15 protein-coding genes and 1 pseudogene are annotated in these 18,600 nt (G+C 63.2%); 10 read left to right on the top strand and 6 right to left on the bottom strand.

Features of this window, described 5'->3' with window-relative positions:
- Window positions 1–37 precede the first annotated feature (37 nt).
- The 4 genes from LB556_RS02615 (at window position 38) to gltX (ending at window position 5,555) form a co-directional block, all read left to right on the top strand.
- Window positions 38–451, top strand: coding sequence for a GNAT family N-acetyltransferase (locus tag LB556_RS02615; protein ID WP_224563069.1), 414 nt, complete (start codon window positions 38–40; stop codon window positions 449–451).
- 372 nt (window positions 452–823) lie between these two features.
- On the top strand, window positions 824–2,629 hold the full coding sequence (locus tag LB556_RS02610; RefSeq protein WP_224563066.1) for an ABC transporter ATP-binding protein: 1,806 nt from the start codon (window positions 824–826) through the stop codon (window positions 2,627–2,629).
- A 214-nt stretch (window positions 2,630–2,843) separates the two neighbouring features.
- A complete protein-coding gene (locus LB556_RS02605; protein WP_224563063.1) occupies window positions 2,844–4,025 on the top strand; it encodes a hypothetical protein in 1,182 nt (393 codons plus the stop codon).
- 156 nt (window positions 4,026–4,181) lie between these two features.
- Window positions 4,182–5,555 carry a glutamate--tRNA ligase gene (gene gltX, locus LB556_RS02600; protein ID WP_224563061.1) on the top strand — a complete coding sequence of 458 codons (1,374 nt, stop codon included), beginning with the start codon at window positions 4,182–4,184 and terminating at the stop codon, window positions 5,553–5,555.
- On the opposite strand, the gene LB556_RS02595 is transcribed toward gltX, so the two are convergent.
- The 4 genes from LB556_RS02595 to LB556_RS02580 form a co-directional block, all read right to left on the bottom strand.
- Entirely contained in the window at window positions 5,473–6,681 is a 1,209-nt protein-coding gene (locus LB556_RS02595; protein WP_224563059.1) for a DUF2865 domain-containing protein, read from the bottom strand. The genes gltX and LB556_RS02595 overlap by 83 nt on opposite strands.
- Window positions 6,682–6,825: 144 nt before the next feature.
- Window positions 6,826–7,503, bottom strand: coding sequence for an outer membrane protein (locus LB556_RS02590; RefSeq protein WP_224563057.1), 678 nt, complete (start codon window positions 7,501–7,503; stop codon window positions 6,826–6,828).
- A gap of 181 nt (window positions 7,504–7,684) precedes the next feature.
- Window positions 7,685–10,009 (bottom strand): NADP-dependent malic enzyme, encoded by a 2,325-nt coding sequence (locus LB556_RS02585; RefSeq protein WP_224563041.1) that lies wholly within the window; start codon window positions 10,007–10,009, stop codon window positions 7,685–7,687.
- A 177-nt stretch (window positions 10,010–10,186) separates the two neighbouring features.
- Window positions 10,187–10,966 carry an SDR family oxidoreductase gene (locus tag LB556_RS02580; protein ID WP_224563039.1) on the bottom strand — a complete coding sequence of 260 codons (780 nt, stop codon included), beginning with the start codon at window positions 10,964–10,966 and terminating at the stop codon, window positions 10,187–10,189.
- Window positions 10,967–11,085: 119 nt separating this feature from the next.
- Between LB556_RS02580 and LB556_RS02575 the strand changes: the two genes are divergently transcribed.
- Both LB556_RS02575 and LB556_RS02570 read left to right on the top strand, forming a co-directional pair.
- Entirely contained in the window at window positions 11,086–11,901 is an 816-nt protein-coding gene (locus LB556_RS02575; RefSeq protein WP_224563036.1) for a UDP-2,3-diacylglucosamine diphosphatase, read from the top strand.
- Window positions 11,902–12,031: 130 nt separating this feature from the next.
- Window positions 12,032–13,246: an MFS transporter gene (locus tag LB556_RS02570; protein WP_224563033.1), complete on the top strand. Its 1,215-nt coding sequence runs from the start codon at window positions 12,032–12,034 to the stop codon at window positions 13,244–13,246.
- Here LB556_RS02570 and dgcA read toward each other — a convergent pair.
- Window positions 13,217–14,200 carry an N-acetyl-D-Glu racemase DgcA gene (gene dgcA / locus LB556_RS02565; RefSeq protein WP_224563031.1) on the bottom strand — a complete coding sequence of 328 codons (984 nt, stop codon included), beginning with the start codon at window positions 14,198–14,200 and terminating at the stop codon, window positions 13,217–13,219. The two genes, LB556_RS02570 and dgcA, sit on opposite strands and share 30 nt — an antisense overlap.
- 79 nt (window positions 14,201–14,279) lie before the next feature.
- Here dgcA and LB556_RS02560 point away from each other — a divergent pair, with 79 nt between their 5' ends.
- From LB556_RS02560 to LB556_RS02545, 4 genes are read left to right on the top strand one after another with little or no spacing between them, the layout of a single operon-like run.
- Window positions 14,280–15,467, top strand: a complete 1,188-nt coding sequence (locus LB556_RS02560) for an ABC transporter permease (protein ID WP_224563017.1) — start codon at window positions 14,280–14,282, stop codon at window positions 15,465–15,467.
- Window positions 15,468–15,471: 4 nt separating this feature from the next.
- Window positions 15,472–16,281 carry an ABC transporter ATP-binding protein gene (locus LB556_RS02555; RefSeq protein WP_224563014.1) on the top strand — a complete coding sequence of 270 codons (810 nt, stop codon included), beginning with the start codon at window positions 15,472–15,474 and terminating at the stop codon, window positions 16,279–16,281.
- 14 nt (window positions 16,282–16,295) lie between these two features.
- Complete coding sequence (locus tag LB556_RS02550) at window positions 16,296–17,669, top strand: MCE family protein (RefSeq protein WP_224563011.1); 1,374 nt, start codon at window positions 16,296–16,298, stop codon at window positions 17,667–17,669.
- A gap of 37 nt (window positions 17,670–17,706) precedes the next feature.
- Window positions 17,707–18,357 (top strand): ABC-type transport auxiliary lipoprotein family protein, encoded by a 651-nt coding sequence (locus tag LB556_RS02545; protein ID WP_224563008.1) that lies wholly within the window; start codon window positions 17,707–17,709, stop codon window positions 18,355–18,357.
- 36 nt (window positions 18,358–18,393) lie between these two features.
- Here the strand turns inward: LB556_RS02545 and LB556_RS02540 are convergent.
- Window positions 18,394–18,562 (bottom strand): annotated as a pseudogene (locus LB556_RS02540) (exonuclease); the annotation flags it as partial.
- Between the last annotated feature and the right edge of the window lie 38 nt (window positions 18,563–18,600).

Raw genomic sequence — 18,600 nt, 5'->3', positions numbered from 1 at the left:
TCTTCGGCTGTCAAGCTCAGTTGAAAGCGGTTCGGCCATGCGCGATTGTGAAATCAGCTTCGACCTTTCGCGTATCGACTTCCGGGCAACCTCCGACCTTTTGATGGCGAGCTACTGGGGTGCTGGACGCAGCGACGAGTTTCATCGCCGCGCCTTTGCCAACTCGTTCTGCGCCGCCGCTTACATCGACGGCAAACAGGTTGGTTTCGGCAGGGCGATCACCGACCGCACGGTATTCGCCTATCTCGCCGACATCATCATCTGGCCCGAACATCGCGGGCAGGGCGTCGGCTTGCGGCTGGTGCGGGCGCTCATCGACCATCCTGAACTCAGCACCGTCTCGCACTGGAGCCTGTCGACCAGTGACGCACACGGGGTCTACGAAAAGTTGGGGTTCAAGCCGTCGACCGATGGCCGATACATGCGCCTTGACCGCCAGCCGAAACCCTGACGGGCGACGAGCGCCGTTGTTGCAAATTCGTCTCAGTGCTTGGACCAGATGCCGTTTCGACGGCGGCCTGTCTTGGCGAAGCGATGGGGCGTCTCTATAAGGATTTCTCCGCGATTCCCTTTAGGGAGGTCCGAATGCCAGGATTTGACATCGTTATGCGAGGTCGCGAGGCCTAGGTCTGCACCGGTGTTCCGAACTGTCTTCGGAACAGAACCGGACGCAGCACGGGCATTTGCCGCTGCCGATCGCCGCCTTCGGGCGAGCGGTCAACCATAACCGAACCTCCGCATTCATGGCCAAATAGGCTCCTTGCGCGGTTTTTTTCAATTTGGATTTTACCGGGATCGGGCTCGTTTGCGCCCGAATGACATCATGGCTCGTTTCAAGATTGATTTGCGCGCGAGCGCCTTTCGCAGCGTGCTTGGTTTCACGCTAACCCATTGGCGGCGTCAGCCCTGGCGGCTTTCGCTGATCATGGGCGGTTTCCTGCTGTCGACGCTGGCCGACGTGCTCACGCCGCTCTATTCCGGTCGGCTGGTCGATGCCGTCGCCAGCAGCGCCGGCGCGGACGCGATTGCCTGGAATGCCGCGATAACGGCATTCTTCACCCTGATGGCGCTGGCGCTCACCGGCGTTGTGCTGCGCAACCTTGCCTTCATGGCGATTGTCGAGCTCACGCTGAAGATGATGGCCGACATCGCGGCCGACGCCTTCCATCGCGTCCAACGCTTTTCCACCGACTGGCATGCCAATTCCTTTGCCGGCTCAACAGTGCGAAAAGTGACACGCGGCATGTGGGCGCTCGACCTGCTCAACGACACCATCCTGATCGCGTTGCTGCCGTCGGTGGTCATGCTCGCCGGCTCGACGCTGCTGCTCGGCTGGTTCTGGCCGCTGATGGGCGCGGTCGTCGCAGCCGGCTCCGTGCTGTTCATCATGGTGACGGCGATGCTGTCGCTCGGCTACGTCGCGCCGGCGGCAAGGCTTGCCAACACCTGGGACACGCGCCTTGGCGGCTCGCTCGCCGATGCGGTCAGCTGCAACGCGGTGGTCAAGGGCTTTGGCGCCGAGGAGCGCGAGGAGCGCCGCTTGGCCCGGGTGGTCGCCAAATGGCGCGCGCGCACGCGGCGCACCTGGGTGCGCGGCACCATCAACGGCACCACGCAAGGGGCGCTGTTGCTGGTCATGCGGGCCGCCGTGATCGGCCTGGCGCTGATGCTGTGGTCGTGGGGGCAGGCGAGTGCCGGCGATGTCGCCTTCGTGCTGACCTCGTTCTTCGTGCTGCAAGGCTATTTGCGCGATATCGGCACGCATATCCGCAATTTGCAGCGCTCGATCAACGATATGGAGGAACTGGTCGATTTCCAGTCCGAACCGCTCGGCATCGAGGATCGGCCCGGCGCCGGACCGATTGCCATCGTGCAGGGTCACATCGCCTTCGACAACGTCACCTTCCACTACGGCAATCACCGGTCGCCGCTCTACCGCGGCTTTTCGGTCGATATCGCGCCGGGTGAACGTGTCGGGCTCGTCGGTCACTCGGGTTCGGGCAAGACCACCTTCGTCAAGCTCATCCAGCGGCTCTATGACGTGAGTGCGGGAAGGATCGTGATCGACGGACAAGATATCTCGCAGGTCGCGCAGGCGTCGCTGCGCGGGCAGATCGCCATCGTCCAGCAGGAGCCGATCCTGTTCCATCGTTCGCTGGCCGAAAACATCGCCTACAGCAGACCAAGCGCCAGCCAGGAGGAGATAGAGCACGCCGCGAGGCTGGCGAGCGCGCACGATTTCATCGCCAACCTGCCGAAGGGCTACGGTACGCTGGTCGGCGAGCGCGGCGTGAAACTATCGGGCGGCGAGCGCCAGCGCGTCGCGATCGCCCGGGCTTTCCTGGCCGATGCGCGCATCCTGATCCTGGACGAGGCGACGTCGAGCCTCGATTCGGAATCCGAGGTGCTGATCCAGCAGGCGATGGAACGGCTGATGGTCGGACGCACGACGCTGGTTATCGCGCACCGGCTTTCGACGGTGAGGGCGCTGGACAGGTTGCTGGTGTTCGATCGCGGCAAAATCGTCGAGGAAGGCTCGCATGACGAGCTGATCCGGCTGAAGGGCGGCATCTACCGCCGCCTGTTCGAACGCCAGGCGCTGGAACTGACCAAGGGCCTCGTGAGCTGACCCGAGATGGCCTCCGGCTTTTGCTGGAGGCCATCTCCATAACACGCTGCGTGACGCCGAAGTCCTTGTCACGTGGCGTATGCCGGCCGAGCAAATCCGTCTGTGAGTCTTCCAGAAACCGGGTTTGTGACGTCCGTTTACGTTACCGACCGAGATTCGTTGTCCCTACTTTTGGTTGTTGTATGCTAAACAGCACAACCTAAGCGGTCTCACGATGCATCTTGTTTCCGAACCTGCCGGTGTGAAAAAGGTGGCTGCGCCATCGGTGCTGGAATCCCGGCACGGCTCGGTTCGGCCGCTTGCCGCCGAAGATCTCGAACGCGTCGCCGCACTCTTCCTGACGAAGTTTCGCCGGCGGCGCCGTCACCTCCTCGATCGCGCGATCGCGGAGACGGCCGAGTATATGAGAAAGATCTATCTTGACCCCGCCGGTCGGCCCGGTGCGAGCAGCGCACTTGTCCAGATCAACCCGCAAGGCGACCTCGGTGGGTTCCTCGGCGTCCTGAAAGCCCGCTACGAGCTCAACGGGGCGGCATTGAAAGCGGCGATCATCGGTCCGTTCATGGCCGACCCTGGCGCCGATCACGGCTCGGCGGGGCCGCAATTGCTGCGTGCCTTGCATCAAGGCGGGTTCGATCTGCAACTGACGGATTCGGCCAACCGGGTATCTCTGGCTTTCGCGCGTCCGATGAAATACCAGCTCCTGCCGGTCCATTGTCTGGGATGGACCTATATCTTCCGGCCGGCCGCCATGGCCGCCGCGGCACTGCACCGCAAGTGGCCTCGCCTGCCTCGCTTGGCACTCGATCCCTGCGCCAGGGCATTCGACGCTCTCGCGAAGCGAAGGTTCGAACCGCCCGTGCAGCCTTCATCGTCGCATCGGGTCCATGCCGAGCCGATCGATGCCGCGCAATTTGCCGAGCGGTTTCCGACCCTCCTGTCCGATTACTCGCTTCGGCCGAGTTGGCGGGATGGGGAGTTGCAGCGGCTGCTCGCATTGGCGGCAGAGAAGCGAGCCGACGGCCCACTTCATTTCGGCGGGACTTACGACGAGACGGGCAAAATGCTCGGTTGCTATGCCTTCTACGGTCAAGCAGGCGACATGGCGATCCTGTTGCAAATCCAGGCTTCCGGACATCACTGGGGCGCGACGCTGGAAGGCCTTGTCGCGGCCGCGCGGGATATGGGCTGCGTGGGCATCACCGGGCAGACCCAGGGCAGCTTCATGCCTCAACTCTTCGGCTATAGGAATCTCTTCTTCCGCTACGCCGGGGGGACGATGGTCCGCTCGCGGATAGCCGAGGTCACGCAAGCGGTCCGCTCGGGCGACATCGCTATTGGCGGGTTGATTGGCGACCGCTGGACTCGTCTCAGTTCCGACGATTTCGGCCGCTGATCGCCTTCGACAATTTCTTCGTCGGCTGGCCGTCGCCCATGCGCCGCCGGAGACGCATCCTGCCGGTCTTTTCATTCCAGCCGCCATGTTCTATGTCTGCGGCACGGTGCGGGGGCGCATCTTGTCAATCACAAAGGCATCCGGTACGCCCCGCTTATGACAGTTACCGTTCGTTTCGCCCCGTCACCGACCGGCCGCATCCATATCGGCAATGCGCGCACCGCTCTGTTCAACTGGTTGTTTGCCCTCAACAACAAGGGCCGCTTCATCCAGCGCTTCGACGACACCGACATCGCCCGCTCGAAGCAGGAATTCGCCGACGCCATCCTTTACGACCTGCACTGGCTGGGCATTTTCCCGGATGCCACCGAGTATCAGTCGCGGCGCTTCGAAATCTATGACGCGGCGGTCGAGCGGCTGAAAGCGGCGGGTGTCCTTTACGCCTGCTACGAAACGCCGGAAGAACTCGACCTCAGGCGCAAGGTGCGCCGCACGCGGGGCCTGCCTCCGGTCTATGGCCGCGAGGCACTGGCGCTGACGACAGAGCAGGTGGCCGAATATCAAGCCGACGGGCGAAGGCCGCACTGGCGTTTCCTGTTGCCCAATTTCTCCAGCGATCCGCTGCAGCCGGAGCGTACCGAGATCCATTGGAACGATCTGGTGCGTGGCGAGGAGACGGTCGATCTGGCTTCGCTGTCCGATCCGGTGCTGGTGCGTGAGGACGGCACCTATCTCTACACGCTGCCCTCCGTCGTCGATGATATCGAGATGCACGTCAGCCATGTCATTCGCGGCGACGATCATGTCACGAATACCGGCGTGCAGATCGCCCTGTTCAAGGCGCTGGGCGCCGAGCCGCCCGTCTTCGGCCACCACAATCTGCTGACCACCGTCTCGGGCGAGGGGCTGTCGAAGCGCACCGGCGCACTTTCCATCGAGAGCTTGCGCGAAGACGGCATCGAGCCGATGGCCGTCGCTTCGCTGGCCGTGCTGGTCGGCACATCGGAGAATGTCGCGGCCGCGCATGACCTGACCGAACTCGCCGGCCATTTCGACCCGGCCGCGACCTCGAAATCGGCGGCCAAGTTCGATCCGGACGAACTGTTCGTGCTCAACCGGGCGCTGCTGCACCATATGCCGTTCGACGAGGCGCGGGACCGGCTGATGGTGCTGGGTATTTCCGGCGAACACGCCGAACCGTTCTGGCTGGCGGTGCGCGGCAATCTCGACCGGCTTGCCGATGCGGCTGCCTGGTGGCGAGTCCTGCGCGAAGGGCCGCAGGAGAAGCCCGAATTTTCCGATGACGACCGCGATTTCCTCCATCAGGCACTCGATCTCCTGCCTGAGGAGCCGTGGAACGGGACGGTCTGGAAGGATTGGACCGGCAAGATCAGGGAAGCGACGGGCCGCAAGGGCAAGGCGCTGTTCATGCCGCTCAGGCTTGCCCTTACTGGACTGCCTTCGGGGCCGGAGCTTGCAGATCTATTGCCCCTGATGGGTCGGGAAGGAACGTTGGCCCGACGACCCTGACCTTGCGCTGTTCCGGCGGCACGGCCGAAACGGGCGATGTCACCGGCTTGGCCGAGAGGCGCTTGATGGCTTCACGGTCGAGCCCGCCTTCCATATTGGCGAGGGTTTCCGGGTCGGCACCCGGATCAGGCTTCGAGGCCGGCACCGGAATAACCGGCGCCGCATCCGGGGCGGGCTCTGATTGTTGCTGGCTTGGCGGGTTGCCGCCAATGATCTGAAAATTCTGCGCGGCATTGCAGCCGCAAGCGGGTGGCAGCGACATGTTGGGCTGCTTGTAGAGATAGGCGGTCGGCAATTCGCCGTAGGGCCTGCCGGTGACCGATGATGTCATCGATGCCGAATCGTCGTCCATGCCGCGCGAATAGAAGACCTGCATCTCGGTGCCCGGGCAGGCCGATTCGCAATTCTTCTGGTCACGCTCGAAGTCGCCGGCCGAGGCGGCGTTCGACATGGGGAAGAAATAGCCGTCGCAAGTGCGCACGCAACTGGTGTGGAATTCGCCGCCACTGCCCGCAAAGTCCGGAATGCCGGCTTGGCGGGAGACATCGCGTTCCTCGCCGGAATCGTCAGGCTGGTCCAGCGTATCGATCCGCCGGTTGTCGCTGCCGAAAAGCTGGTCGAAGAGGTTGGCATTGCCCCCGCCCTCACGATTGGCGTCTTCACGATTGGCCTCCCGCGAAGGCTCGCGGCGGGGTGCCGCCGCATCGTCCCGGCAGTCATTGGCATCGAGCGCCGCCAGGATACGGCCCCTGTCGCGGCGTGAGCCGCCGCCGGCGAGTTGAGCACGCTTGGCCTGCAGACTATCCAGATTGGCGTTCATGCGCGCGATGGTGGCATTCAGTCCGGCACACTGGTTGATGTTGCGCGAAAACAGCGAGAACCCGCAGCCGGCACTGCTCGCCTGACCGCGAGCTTTCGAGATCTGTTCGCGTTGCCTTTCGATCGCGGCGTCGTATTTCCCGACCAGTGCCGAACCACCGCCACCGCCGCGCGAAGCCGCCGCGAGGTCGGCCTCCAGTTGACGGCAGACCCTTGAAGCGGCCTGCGGCTCGGTGACCGCCGCGCCGGACAGCAGGAGGCCGAGCAGCACGGCGGCATGCGCCTGCTTCAAACCTCCGCTTGCCATCTATCTCGATCCCGCTTGCATGTGGTCGCCAAGGCTAACCCGTTCGCGGTTAATCGTCCATTTCGCAAGTCGCCTCGTTGCCGGCCGAAAACCGGCGCCCATTCGATAGTGCCCACCAGTCTCGGCAACAGGCCAGGTCAGCCGTCAGAACTTGTAGTTCATGCCGATCCTGACCGTGCTGAACGTGTTGTCGAAGGTCGTATTGGAGTTGGGGCCGTAATCGATCGTCTGGTCCCGCAGGTCGACATATCGATATTCGGCATTTGCCGACCAATGATCGGTGATTGCCTGCTCCAGCCCCGCGCCAATCGTCCAGCCAACCTTGGTGCTCTTTTCGGAATAGCTGTTGGCGGGCCCATCGAGATACCGGTTCTCGACACCTCCGAAAGCGAGGCCGCCGGTCGCGTAGACAAGAGTGTTGTCGAACGCATAGCCCGCCCTGGCGCGGATCGTCCCGAACCAATCCACCTTGGTGTCGTAGACATCGCCCCCACCGACATTGATCTCGTCGGAATGCCCCTTGATATCGGCGCCCGAAATGTCGGCCTCGATCCCCAGCACCGCCGAGTTGACCTGGTAGTTGTAGCCGATCTGGACACCGCCCAGAAAGCCGTCGATGTCAAAATCCTGCGTGCCCCGGATCGTTGGCGTGTTTGGCAGATTGTAGGCCGCGTCGGTGCTGCCGAAGCCATAGCCGAGATGCCCGCCGACATAGACGCCGGACCAGTCATGAACGGCCGGCGCCGACCCGATGGCGTCGGCGCCGAACGCCTTTGCGCCAATCACAGACAGCATTGCCGAAGCGAGCAACAGGGCTCTCATGACATTCTCACCGCCTAACCAGACGGGGTGACCATATCAAACTGGTCCGTTTCGAGAAATCCGCATTCGGCCAATGCCGGATTTCGCGGTTAACAGTTGTTGGCTCGCAACACTCGATCCTGTACACGCGCGCGGCGGTTCGCCGCCCACAGCTGGATCTATTGGGTTTCCAGAAGAGGGTTCAGTCCAGATTGACGATCGCCTGCGCCTTGTGAGCGGCTTCGACCACCGCCAGCGCGGTCATGTTGACGACGCCGCGCGAGGTCACCGAGGGTGTCAATATGTGCGCCGGCTTGTCGGTGCCAAGAAGGATGGGGCCGACATGCAGGGCATCCATCATGGCCCGCAGCGCCGTCAGCGTGATGTTGGCCGAATCGAGGTTCGGGAACACCAGAAGATTGGCTTCGCCCTTCAGGCGCGAATGTGGGTAGACGCGCTGGCGCAGATGCTCCGACAAGGCGGAATCGGCATGCATTTCGCCATCGCACTGCAGCTCCGGCGCGATGCGCGCCAGAATCGCAGCGGCCTGACGCATCTTCAGCGCGCTCGGCGAATCGCGCGAGCCGAAATCGGAATGCGAAAGCAGTGCCGCCTTTGGCTCGATGCCGAAGCGCTGGATTTCCTCGGCCGCCAGCACGGTCATCTCGGCGATTTCGTCGGCCGTCGGGTCGACGGAGACATGAGTGTCGGTGAGGAAGATGATGCCGCGCTGCGAGATCAGCATGGAAAGGGTCGACAGGTCCCGGTCCTTGATGCCGGTGCGCGGCCCGATGACAAGCGTCAAGTTGCGCAGATGCCGCTCGAAACGGCCTTCGAGGCCACAGACCATGGCGTCGGCATCGCCGCGCTTCAGCGCCAGCGCCGCGATCACCGTGTTGTCGGTGCGCACCATGGTGCGTGCGGCCTCCGTCGTCACGCCGCGCCGGCCGGCGAGTTCGATCAGGAGGTCGACATAGTGGCGGTAGCGCGGATCGTCCTCCGGGTTGACCAGGCCGAAATCGACACCGGGCTTGATGCGCAGGCCGTAGCGCTTCAGCCTGACCTCGATGACATGGGGGCGGCCGATCAGGATCGGCTCGGCGATGCCTTCCTCGAGCACCACCTGGGCGGCACGCAGGACACGCTCGTCCTCGCCATCGGCATAGATGACCCGTTTGGCACTGGAAGCCTTGGCGGAGGAGAACACCGGCTTCATGACCAGGCCGGAGCGGAAGACGAAGCGGTTGAGCTTGTCGACATAGGCGGCGAAGTCGGTGATCGGCCGCGTGGCGACGTCGGTGTCGCATGCTGCCTTGGCGACGGCCGGAGCGATGCGCAGGATGAGGCGGGGGTCGAAGGGCGAGGGGATCAGGAAGTCAGGGCCAAAGATCGGCGTCTCGCCGGAATAGGCGCGCGCGGCGACATCGGAAGGTTCTTCGCGGGCAAGGGCGGCGATGGCCCGCACCGCCGCCATCTTCATATCCTCGTTGATGGCGCTGGCGCCGCAGTCGAGGGCTCCCCTGAAGATGTAGGGAAAGCAAAGTACGTTGTTGACCTGATTGGGGAAATCGGAGCGGCCCGTGCAGATCATGGCGTCTGGACGCGCCGCGCGCGCCACTTCCGGCATGATCTCCGGATTGGGATTGGCCAGCGCCAGGATCAACGGCTTGGGCGCCATGTGTTGAAGCAGCTCCGGCTTCAGCACGCCGGCGGCCGAGAGGCCAAGAAAGACGTCGGCGCCGGCTATGACGTCGGCCAGCGTGCGCGCCTCGGTGTCCTTTACATATGGGTCTTTCCAGCGGTCCATCTCGTCGACACGCCCCTTGTAGGCGACGCCGAAACGGTCGGTGACCCAGATGTTCTCGACGCGCACGCCGAGCGAAACGAGCAGATTGAGACAGGCAAGGGCGGCGGCCCCGGCGCCGGAGGTGACGACTTTGATGTCCGAAATGGTCTTGCCGGCGAATTCCAGCCCATTGAGCACGGCGGCGGCGACGATGATGGCAGTGCCGTGCTGGTCGTCATGGAACACGGGTATGCTCATGCGAGCTTTGAGCCGTTCTTCGACTTCAAAACACTCCGGCGCCTTGATGTCCTCGAGGTTGATGCCACCAAAAGTCGGTTCCAGTGCGGCAATCGTTTCGACCATGCGCTCGATTTCCGGCGCGTCGATCTCGATGTCGAAGACGTCGATGCCGGCGAACTTCTTGAACAGGACCGCCTTGCCTTCCATGACCGGCTTCGAGGCCAACGGGCCGATATTGCCGAGGCCGAGTACGGCCGAGCCGTTGGAGACGACGCCGACCAGATTGGCGCGCGCCGTGTAATCGGCGGCGGTCGCCGGATTGTCGCGGATTTCGAGACAAGGGGCGGCGACGCCGGGCGAATAGGCGAGCGCCAGGTCGCGCTGGTTGCCGAGTGGCTTGGTGGCCTGGATCTCGAGCTTTCCCGGCGTCGGGTGTTTGTGGAAGAAGAGGGCGGCTTCGTCGAGGTCCGAACGTGCCGTTTTCTTGTTCTCGCTTTCCATGCGGCCGCTCCCTCGAAACCTGCTTCGGGAGTCCTTTTAACATGAGGCCGAGGTTTTTCGCGACGCTAATTGACGCGCCGGCAGCTTTAAATGCCGGTACGCCGAAACCCGATGTTTGTCAGCTGGTTACCGCCGTTTCATGCGAAACTAGGTTCTGCCGATTCGCAGACGCGCCGGTCAAAAAGCGCTGACGTAGAGACCTCCGTCCACCGGTATGTTCTGCCCGGTCAGATAGCCGGCATGGACAGAGCACAGGAAGGCGCAGACCTGGCCGAATTCCTCCGGCGTGCCGAGCCGCTTGGCCGGCACGTCGGCGCTGATGCGGGCCTTGCGCGCCGCGGCCGCCTGAGGATCCTCTGGCGTGCCGGCCTCGTGCGGGCCGCGCAGCCGGTCGGTGTCAAGCTTGCCCGGAAGCAGGCTGTTGATGGTTACGTTGCGCTCGATCACCGTGCGCGCCACGCCGGCAAGGAACGACGTCAGGCCGGCGCGCGCGCCCGATGACAGGTCAAGGCCTGGAATTGGAACATAGACCGACAGCGAGGTGATGTTGACGATACGGCCGAAGCCGCGCTTTGCCATACCGTCGATGACCGCCTGCACCAGTTCGATCGGCGTCACCATGTTTTGGGTGACGCCCTCAAGGATCTTGGCGCGATCGAGTTCGCGGAAATCGCGAAGCGGCGGGCCGCCATTGTTGTTGACGAGGATGTCGGGTTCGGGGCAGGCGGCAAGCAGCGCCTTCTGCACCTCCGGCTTGGATACGTCGCCGACCACTTCCGTCACCGTCACGCCATGGCGCTCGCGCAGTTCCGCGGCGGTTCTCGCGACCAGCTCCGCGTTCCGGCCGTTGACGACGATATCGCAACCGGCTTCGGCCAGCGCCATGGCGCAGCCTTTTCCAAGCCCCTTGCTCGAAGCGCAGACGATTGCCTTCTTCCCCCTGATGCCGAGATCCATGACGATTTCTCCTGTGATTTGCCCGGTAGGCTAGCCCCAGCGCTGGACCAATCGCAACCGTCATACGGTTGTTGCATGAATCGGGTCATAGGCTGCTCGAAAGCAAGGGTGAATCCGCGATGTCAGGCCAAGAGCCCCGCACTTTCCGCAGCATGTTCATTTCCGATGTCCATCTGGGCTCGAAGGCGGCGAAGGCCGACTTCCTGATCGATTTCCTGCGCTACCACGATGCCGACATCATCTATCTGGTCGGCGATATCGTCGACGGCTGGCGCCTGAAGCGCAGCTGGCACTGGCCGCAAAGTCACAATGACGTCGTGCAGAAGCTGCTGCGCAAGGCGCGCAAGGGCGCCACCATCACCTATATAGCCGGCAACCATGACGAGTTCGCCCGCCAGTTCCAGGGCGTGCATTTCGGCGGCATCGTCGTTGCCGACCGCGCCATCCATGAAACCGCCGATGGCCGGCGGCTGCTGGTCATCCATGGCGATCAGTTCGACACCGTCGTCCACAACCAGCGTTGGCTCGCCTATCTCGGCGACCATGCCTATGACGCCGCCATGCAGGTCAACCGGGTGATCACGCGGCTGCGCCAACTGCTCGGCCTGCCTTACTGGTCGTTTTCGTCCTGGGCCAAGGTCAAGGTCAAGAAGGCGGTGAACTTCATCGGCTCGTTCCAGACCGTACTTAGCGAGGAAGCGCGACGCTCACATGTCGATGGCGTCATCTGCGGGCACATCCACCATGCCGCCATCGAAAGCTATGGCGACGTGCAATATATCAACACCGGCGACTGGGTGGAGAGCTGCACGGCCGTGGTGGAGCATTTCGATGGTCGCATGGAGATCCTGACCTGGGCGCATGTGCTGCCTGAAGCGCCTGACGAGCCCTTCATCCCGATGCTCATCGAGGACAGGGTGGTGAAGGCCGCCTGAGGCGGAAACCGGGCCTGCGCTTTCTGCTGTCAATCGAATGGTCCAGCCGGTTTCGCCCGGTTTTTCCTCATGTTAAGGATCGATTTGCGCTGCTCGCCGCTCGTTGAGCGCAGCGCCATTGGATCGATTCATGCCGCTGCCACCGCTTTCGCCCGAACAACTTGTGAAGCCGAGCCGTTTTGAACTGCGCATGAGCCTGATCTTCGGCACGCTGTTCATATCGCTTGGCACCCATTTGCCCTATTTCCCGCTTTGGCTGCAGGCCAAGGGATTTCACGCCGAGCAGATCGCCATCATCCTGGCGGCGCCGATGTTTTTGCGCGTGGTGACGACGCCGCTGCTGACGACACTCGCCGATCGGGCGAGGGACCGCGCCGATGTCTATGTCGTGCTCGTCGCGGTGTCGCTGCTGCTCTCCGCGGGGTACTTCCTGACGCCGACCTACACGACGGTGCTGGCGGTGTCGTTGCTGCTGACCATAGTCTGGACGCCGCAATCGCCGATCGCCGATTCGCTGGCGCTTTCAGGCGTGCGCCGCTTCGGGTCCAATTACGCGGGCATGCGCAAATGGGGGTCGATCTGCTATCTCCTGGCCAATGTCGCGGGCGGCTTCATCCTGGCGGCCACTGGTCCTCAGGCCGTTCCGGTGATCATTTTCCTTGCCCTTGGCGCGGCACTCATCGCAGGGCTGCTTGCGCCGCGCCTGGGACGGCCGCGCAAGGCCTCGCCGCTGTCGGCGGCAGAAATCCAGCTCGCGGCGCCGGGTCTGTTCAATGCGTACTTCCTCTATTTCACGCTTGGCGTCGGCATCATCACCGCCAGCCATGCCTTCCTCTACGGCTTCGTCTCGATCTATTGGAAATCGATCGGCATCAGCGATTCGCTCGTCGGCCTGCTATGGGCATGGGGAGTTGTGTCCGAGGTCTGCATGTTCGTGTTTTTCAACCGTCTGTTCGCCTCCGTCTCCGTCGTGCGGGTCATGCTCATTGCCGGCATCGGTTCGATCGTGCGTTGGATCGCCTTTCCGCTGGTGTGGCCGCTCGGCCTTGGCGTTGGGGGCTTCTTCGCCGTGCAGTCGCTGCATGCGGTGTCTGTCGCAATGGTGCTGATCGGCCTGCAGAAGATGATCGCCGAAACTGTCCCCGAAGAGCGCACCGGCGCCGCCCAGGGCATCGCCTATTTCTTCAACGGCTTCTTCATGGCCGCCGTCACGCTTGCGTCCGGTCCGCTCTATGACCGTCTTGGCGCCGACGGGTTCCTGGCCATGATCCCGATCGCGATCATCGGCCTGGTGCTGATCGGGCTTGCCGCGCGCTCAGCCCCACAGCGCCCTTTCCGGGGGTAAGACGAGCGATCCCTGGTAGACGAGACCCGGCACGCGGTCGCGGGCAAGCAGCAGCGGGCCATCAAGGTCGACGAAATCGGCTCCTTGCGCGAGCAGCACCGCCGGCGCCATTGCCAGCGACGTGCCGACCATGCAGCCGACCATGACGCCAAAACCCAGTTCACGGGCGCGGTCGCGCAAGATCAGCGCCGCCGTCAGCCCGCCGGACTTGTCGAGCTTGATATTGACGGCATCGTAGAGCCCGATGAGCACTTCCAGGTTGGTTGCCTCATGCACGCTTTCGTCGGCGCAGATCGGGACGGGATGCCCGATGTGGCGCAGAATGCCGTCACGGCCCGCCGGCAGCGGCTGTTCGATCAGCGCGATGCCTTGCTCGGCGGCAAAAGCGAGATTTGCGACGATGTTGTCGTCGGTCCAGCCTTCATTGGCATCGAGAATCAGCCGGCTCTCGGGCGCGGCCTGCCTGACCGCCCGGATGCGGGCGATGTCGTTGTCGCCACCGATCTTGACCTTGAGCAGCGGCCTGCCGGCGTTGGCGCGGGCCTGGGCCGCCATCGCCTCGGGTTCGCCGAGCGACAGCGTGTAGGCGGTTTCGAGCCGATGCAACGGGGCTGGCCAGATCGCGTTCGCCACCGGGTTGCCGCTGATCTTGGCTTCAAGGTCCCAAAGGGCACAGTCTATGGCGTTACGCGCCGCCCCGGCAGGCATGGCGCCGAGCAGGGTGGTGCGGTCCATCCCGCCGGCAACCCGTTCGCTCATCGCCTCGATCGCGTCACGGACACCGTCCAGGGTCTCGCCATAGCGCCTGTAGGGAACGCATTCGCCGCGCCCGCTATGACCGCCTTGGCTGATGGTGCAGGTGATGACCTCGGCCTCGGTCTTGGAGCCGCGCGAAATGGTGAAGGTGCCGGCGATTGGAAAACGCTCGGCCTCGACCGAAATGACACGCGCCATATCTTTTTCTGCTCCGGCTATGCGAGAAGGGTTGTCGGCAAATCGACAAGGTCGGGCTCATCAGGCTAAACAGGACGCCATGTTGACCATCGGCAAACGCGACGCAAGCGGCACGACCGCATCGGGGGCTGACCACGACCCGCGCGTGGCCATTGGCGAGGAGGATGGCGTCCTCGGCTGCGCGTTCTCCGGTGTCTGGACCACCCGGACCGTGGCACTGATAGACGCCGACATGCGTAAAATCGAGAAGCGAAGCGGTTTCAAGATTTTGGCGCTCGATCTTTCGAAAATCGAGAAGATCGATACCGCCGGTGCCTGGCTGATCGACCGGCTGGTCAGCGTCTTCGAGAAGAAGAACATCGAGGTAAGGCTGCAGGGCCAAAGCGATGTCGCTTCCATACTGCTCGAAGCGGTCAGCGAGGCCGTCCGGCGCGAGCCCGAATCCCGGCCGGCGCGGCCACCCAACATCGTCATTCGGGCCCTGGAGGCGGTTGGCCGGCGCGTCTACGAGATGCGCGACGATTTCCTCGCCTCGATGAACATATTGGGCGCCACCATCCGTGGCGCGCAGATGAAGCTCGGCCGCGGCCATGCCGTCAACCCGGCTGCGATCTTCAACCAGATCGATCGCATGGGCGTCGGCGCTATCCCCGTGGTGGTACTGATGTCGGCGATCGTCGGCGCCATCGTGGCCCAGCAGGGCGCCTACCAGCTCAGCTATTTCGGGGCCGACATCTTCGTGGTCGACCTCGTCGGCGTGCTGATCCTGCGCGAACTCGGCGTGCTGATGACGGCAATCATGATCGCCGGCCGCTCCGGCAGCGCGATCACCGCCGAAATCGGCTCCATGAAGATGCGCGAAGAGGTCGATGCGCTCAAGGTCATCGGCCTCAATCCGATCGGCGTCCTGGTCTTTCCTCGCCTTGTGGCGCTGGTGATCGCCTTGCCTTGCCTGACGATCATCGCCAACTTCGCGGCACTCGGCGGCGGCATTGTCGCTGCCTGGCTTTACTCCGACATTCCGCCGGCTGCTTTCCTCGACAGGCTGCGCGTCGCCATCGATCTCAGCACCATTTTTGCCGGACTCATCAAGGCGCCGTTCATGGCGATGATCATCGGCACGATCGCCTCCGTCGAGGGCATGAAGGTCGGCGGCAGCGCCGAATCACTCGGCCAGCATGTGACTGCCTCGGTGGTGAAGTCGATCTTCATCGTCATCATCCTCGATGGGCTTTTCGCCATGTTCTACGCAGCGATCCAGTTCTAGCAACATGGCAAAGGGCAACGGACTTACGAATGAGGTGCCTAACGAGAGCGAAATCGTGCTTTCGGTGCGCGATGTCACCGTTGCCATCGAGGACAAGCTGATCCTCGACAGTCTCTCGCTCGACATCAAACGCGGCGAGATACTGGGGTTCGTCGGCGCCTCGGGCGCCGGCAAGTCCGTGCTGTTGCGCACCATTCTCGGGCTGATGCCCAAGCAGTCGGGGACAATCAATCTGTTCGGCGTCGACGTCGACACGGCCAGCGATATGGAGCGGCTACGCATCGACATGCGCCTGGGCGTGCTGTTCCAGCATGGTGCGCTGTTTTCGTCGCTGACCGTGATGGAGAACGTGCAGGTGCCGATGCGCGAATATCTCGATTTGCCAAGGAAGCTGATGGATGAGCTGGCGCTGCTGAAGGTCGAACTGGTCGGGCTACCGCCTGACGCGGCGCAGAAATTCCCCTCCGAGCTCTCCGGCGGCATGATCAAGCGGGCCGCGCTTGCCAGGGCGCTGGCGCTTGATCCGGATATCGTCTTTCTCGACGAGCCCACGTCGGGCCTCGATCCGATCAGCGCGGCCGAGTTCGACGAGCTCGTCGTCAAGCTGCGCGACACCATGGACCTGACCGTCTACATGGTGACCCACGACCTCGACACGCTGTTTACCGCCTGCGACCACGTGGCGGTGCTCGGCAAGAAAAAGGTGCTGGTCGAAGGCACTATCGACGACATGCTGAAGAGCGAGGAGCCGTGGGTAAAGTCCTATTTCCGCGGAAAACGCGCCCGGCAACTTGATCTTGCCGCACGTGCATAGCCATAAGTGAAGCAATGGAAACCAGAGCCAACTACGTCATTGTCGGCATTTTCACGCTGGTAGCGATCCTGGCGGCTTTCGGCTTCGTCTATTGGACGGCCGCGATCGGCGACAGGGGCGAGACGACGCTGCTGCGGGTGCGCATTCCGGGCTCGGCCTCAGGGCTTGGCCGCGGCAGCTTCGTGCTGTTCAACGGCGTCAAGGTCGGCGACGTCAAGCGCGTCTATATCGACGTCGACAATCCGACCGTCGCCATTGCCGACACCGAGATCGACCGGATGACGCCGATCACCAAGTCGACGCAGGCCGATATCGGCCTCGCCGGCCTCACCGGGCAGGCCAATATCGAGCTCAAGGGCGCCGATCCCAAGGAAGTGAAGCTGCTCGACCAGGCCGAAAAGGAAGGCAAGGTCGCCGAGATCGTTGCCAATCCTTCGGCCGTGACCAATCTGCTGCAGACGGCGCAGAACATCTTCACCCGCGCCGACAAGGTGCTGACGGAGCTGGAAGGCTTCACCAAGGATGTCCGCGGGCCGCTGACGCAGACCGTGCAGAATGTGCAGACGTTTTCCGATGCACTGGCCAGGAATTCCGACGGTATCGACAAGTTCCTGTCCGCCGTCAGCGCGCTTTCCGACGAGCTGAAGGGCGTTTCAGGCAAGCTCGACGGCATATTGAAGGCAGCCGAAGGCCTTCTCAATGCCGTCGACAAGGACAAGATCAAGAGCATCGTTGCGAATGTCGATACGGTCACGGGGAACCTCAAGGAAACCTCGCAGCAACTGGATGGCGTGATCAAGAACGTCGACACGGCGGTGGGATCGGTCAACGACTTCGCCAAGCAGACGCAAGGCACGCTGACCAAGGTCAACGGCGTGCTCGACGGTATCGACCCGGCGCAGGTACGCGAAGCGCTGGCCAACATCCAGAAGGCCAGCGACAGCGCCAACAAGGCGGCGGCTGATATCGCGCAGGTGACCGGCAAGATCGCCAATCGGTCCGACGATATCGACCAGACAATCAAGGACGCCAGGCAATTGGCGCAACGGCTCAACGACGCCTCGGTGCGGGTCGACGGTATTCTCGCCAAGGTCGACAAGTTGCTCGGCTCGGGCCAGGCCGACGGCGTGATGGCCGACGCCAGGGATACGCTGAAATCCTTCAAGCAGGTCGCCGACACGCTGAACGCCCGCCTTGGCGTCATCACCGACAATCTGGCGCGCTTCTCCGGTCAGGGGTTGCAGAATGTCGAGGCGCTGGTGCAGGACAGCCGCCGCTCGATCAATCGCATCGAGGAGGCGGTGACGGATCTCAGCCGCAATCCGCAACGTATCCTTTCGGGCGGCGAGGGCGAGGTTCGGCAGTTCGACGGCAGGGCGCGGCGTTGACTTCGGCGCCGGCCCGCCGCAAGAACATAGTTCGTGAATGCGGGTTGATCTTGCGATCCGGGGACAACGGGGATCACGCGTGGCGTTGAGTGGGGTTGGAACGGGCGGGTTGAAATCGGCTGCGGCGCTGCTTGTCCTGGCGGTTGCCGGTTGCGCGGCGCTGGGCGGCAAGCCGGCACCGCTCGACACGTTCGAACTGTCGGCGCCATCGGTCGACGCGCATGGCCATAGCCGCAAGCAAATCCTGATCGCCCAGCCTTCGGCGCTGAAGGCGCTGGACAGCCAGAACATCGTCATCAAGCCCTCCGACCGTTCGATCCAGTATCTGAAGGGCGCACAGTGGGCCGACCGCCTGCCGCTGATCGTGCAGGCGCGGCTGGCCGAGACGTTTCAGCGCTCGGGCAGCTTTGCCGGCGTCGGAAAGCCGGGCGAGGGCCTGGCGATCGATTATCAGGTGATCGTCGAGGTCCGGTCCTTCGAGGTGCGCGTCAACGGCGGCGAACATGCCGAGGTCGACCTTTTCGTGCGCTTGCTCAACGACCGCAACGGCGAAGTGAAGGCTTCCAAGAGCTTCACAGCTTCCGCACCCGTCTCAGGCAGCGGCAACCCGGCCTATGTCGGGGCGCTCGACCGGGCCTTCGGCGATGCGGCCGGTCAGATCGTCCGCTGGACTGATTCTGTGATCTGAACGCCAGGCGCACAGGGTTCCACCAACTCGTTCAAGCTACAGACGGTCGAAGACCTCCGGCCGCAGCTTTCCAGTCTTCATCAGGTGCTGCAGCGTCCAGGTCAAGGACAGCATCGTCGAGCGCGTCATGGCCCCGCAATGGCGGGTGTTCGGCACTGTAGTAACCGGCAAGCTTATTGCTCAAAATCCTTGCCGCGTCTTCGATGCGTGCCCGGGTGCGTCCTCCCGGGTGGCGACATCGGC

Origin of the sequence: Mesorhizobium sp. ES1-4 (assembly GCF_020164745.1) — a bacterium.
In the GTDB taxonomy this organism is placed as follows: Bacteria; Pseudomonadota; Alphaproteobacteria; order Rhizobiales; family Rhizobiaceae; genus Mesorhizobium.
This window is presented reverse-complemented; position numbering and strand designations above follow the sequence as displayed.

What these genes read in the sequence shown, in the direction of transcription:
- LB556_RS02615 (WP_224563069.1), top strand. Translation starts at nt 38, where the DNA reads ATGCGCGATTGTGAAATCAGCTTCGACCTTTCGCGTATCGACTTCCGG.
- LB556_RS02610 (WP_224563066.1), top strand. Translation starts at nt 824, where the DNA reads ATGGCTCGTTTCAAGATTGATTTGCGCGCGAGCGCCTTTCGCAGCGTG.
- LB556_RS02605 (WP_224563063.1), top strand. Translation starts at nt 2,844, where the DNA reads ATGCATCTTGTTTCCGAACCTGCCGGTGTGAAAAAGGTGGCTGCGCCA.
- gltX (WP_224563061.1), top strand. Translation starts at nt 4,182, where the DNA reads ATGACAGTTACCGTTCGTTTCGCCCCGTCACCGACCGGCCGCATCCAT.
- LB556_RS02595 (WP_224563059.1), bottom strand. Translation starts at nt 6,681, where the DNA reads ATGGCAAGCGGAGGTTTGAAGCAGGCGCATGCCGCCGTGCTGCTCGGC.
- LB556_RS02590 (WP_224563057.1), bottom strand. Translation starts at nt 7,503, where the DNA reads ATGAGAGCCCTGTTGCTCGCTTCGGCAATGCTGTCTGTGATTGGCGCA.
- LB556_RS02585 (WP_224563041.1), bottom strand. Translation starts at nt 10,009, where the DNA reads ATGGAAAGCGAGAACAAGAAAACGGCACGTTCGGACCTCGACGAAGCC.
- LB556_RS02580 (WP_224563039.1), bottom strand. Translation starts at nt 10,966, where the DNA reads ATGGATCTCGGCATCAGGGGGAAGAAGGCAATCGTCTGCGCTTCGAGC.
- LB556_RS02575 (WP_224563036.1), top strand. Translation starts at nt 11,086, where the DNA reads ATGTCAGGCCAAGAGCCCCGCACTTTCCGCAGCATGTTCATTTCCGAT.
- LB556_RS02570 (WP_224563033.1), top strand. Translation starts at nt 12,032, where the DNA reads ATGCCGCTGCCACCGCTTTCGCCCGAACAACTTGTGAAGCCGAGCCGT.
- dgcA (WP_224563031.1), bottom strand. Translation starts at nt 14,200, where the DNA reads ATGGCGCGTGTCATTTCGGTCGAGGCCGAGCGTTTTCCAATCGCCGGC.
- LB556_RS02560 (WP_224563017.1), top strand. Translation starts at nt 14,280, where the DNA reads ATGTTGACCATCGGCAAACGCGACGCAAGCGGCACGACCGCATCGGGG.
- LB556_RS02555 (WP_224563014.1), top strand. Translation starts at nt 15,472, where the DNA reads ATGGCAAAGGGCAACGGACTTACGAATGAGGTGCCTAACGAGAGCGAA.
- LB556_RS02550 (WP_224563011.1), top strand. Translation starts at nt 16,296, where the DNA reads ATGGAAACCAGAGCCAACTACGTCATTGTCGGCATTTTCACGCTGGTA.
- LB556_RS02545 (WP_224563008.1), top strand. Translation starts at nt 17,707, where the DNA reads ATGCGGGTTGATCTTGCGATCCGGGGACAACGGGGATCACGCGTGGCG.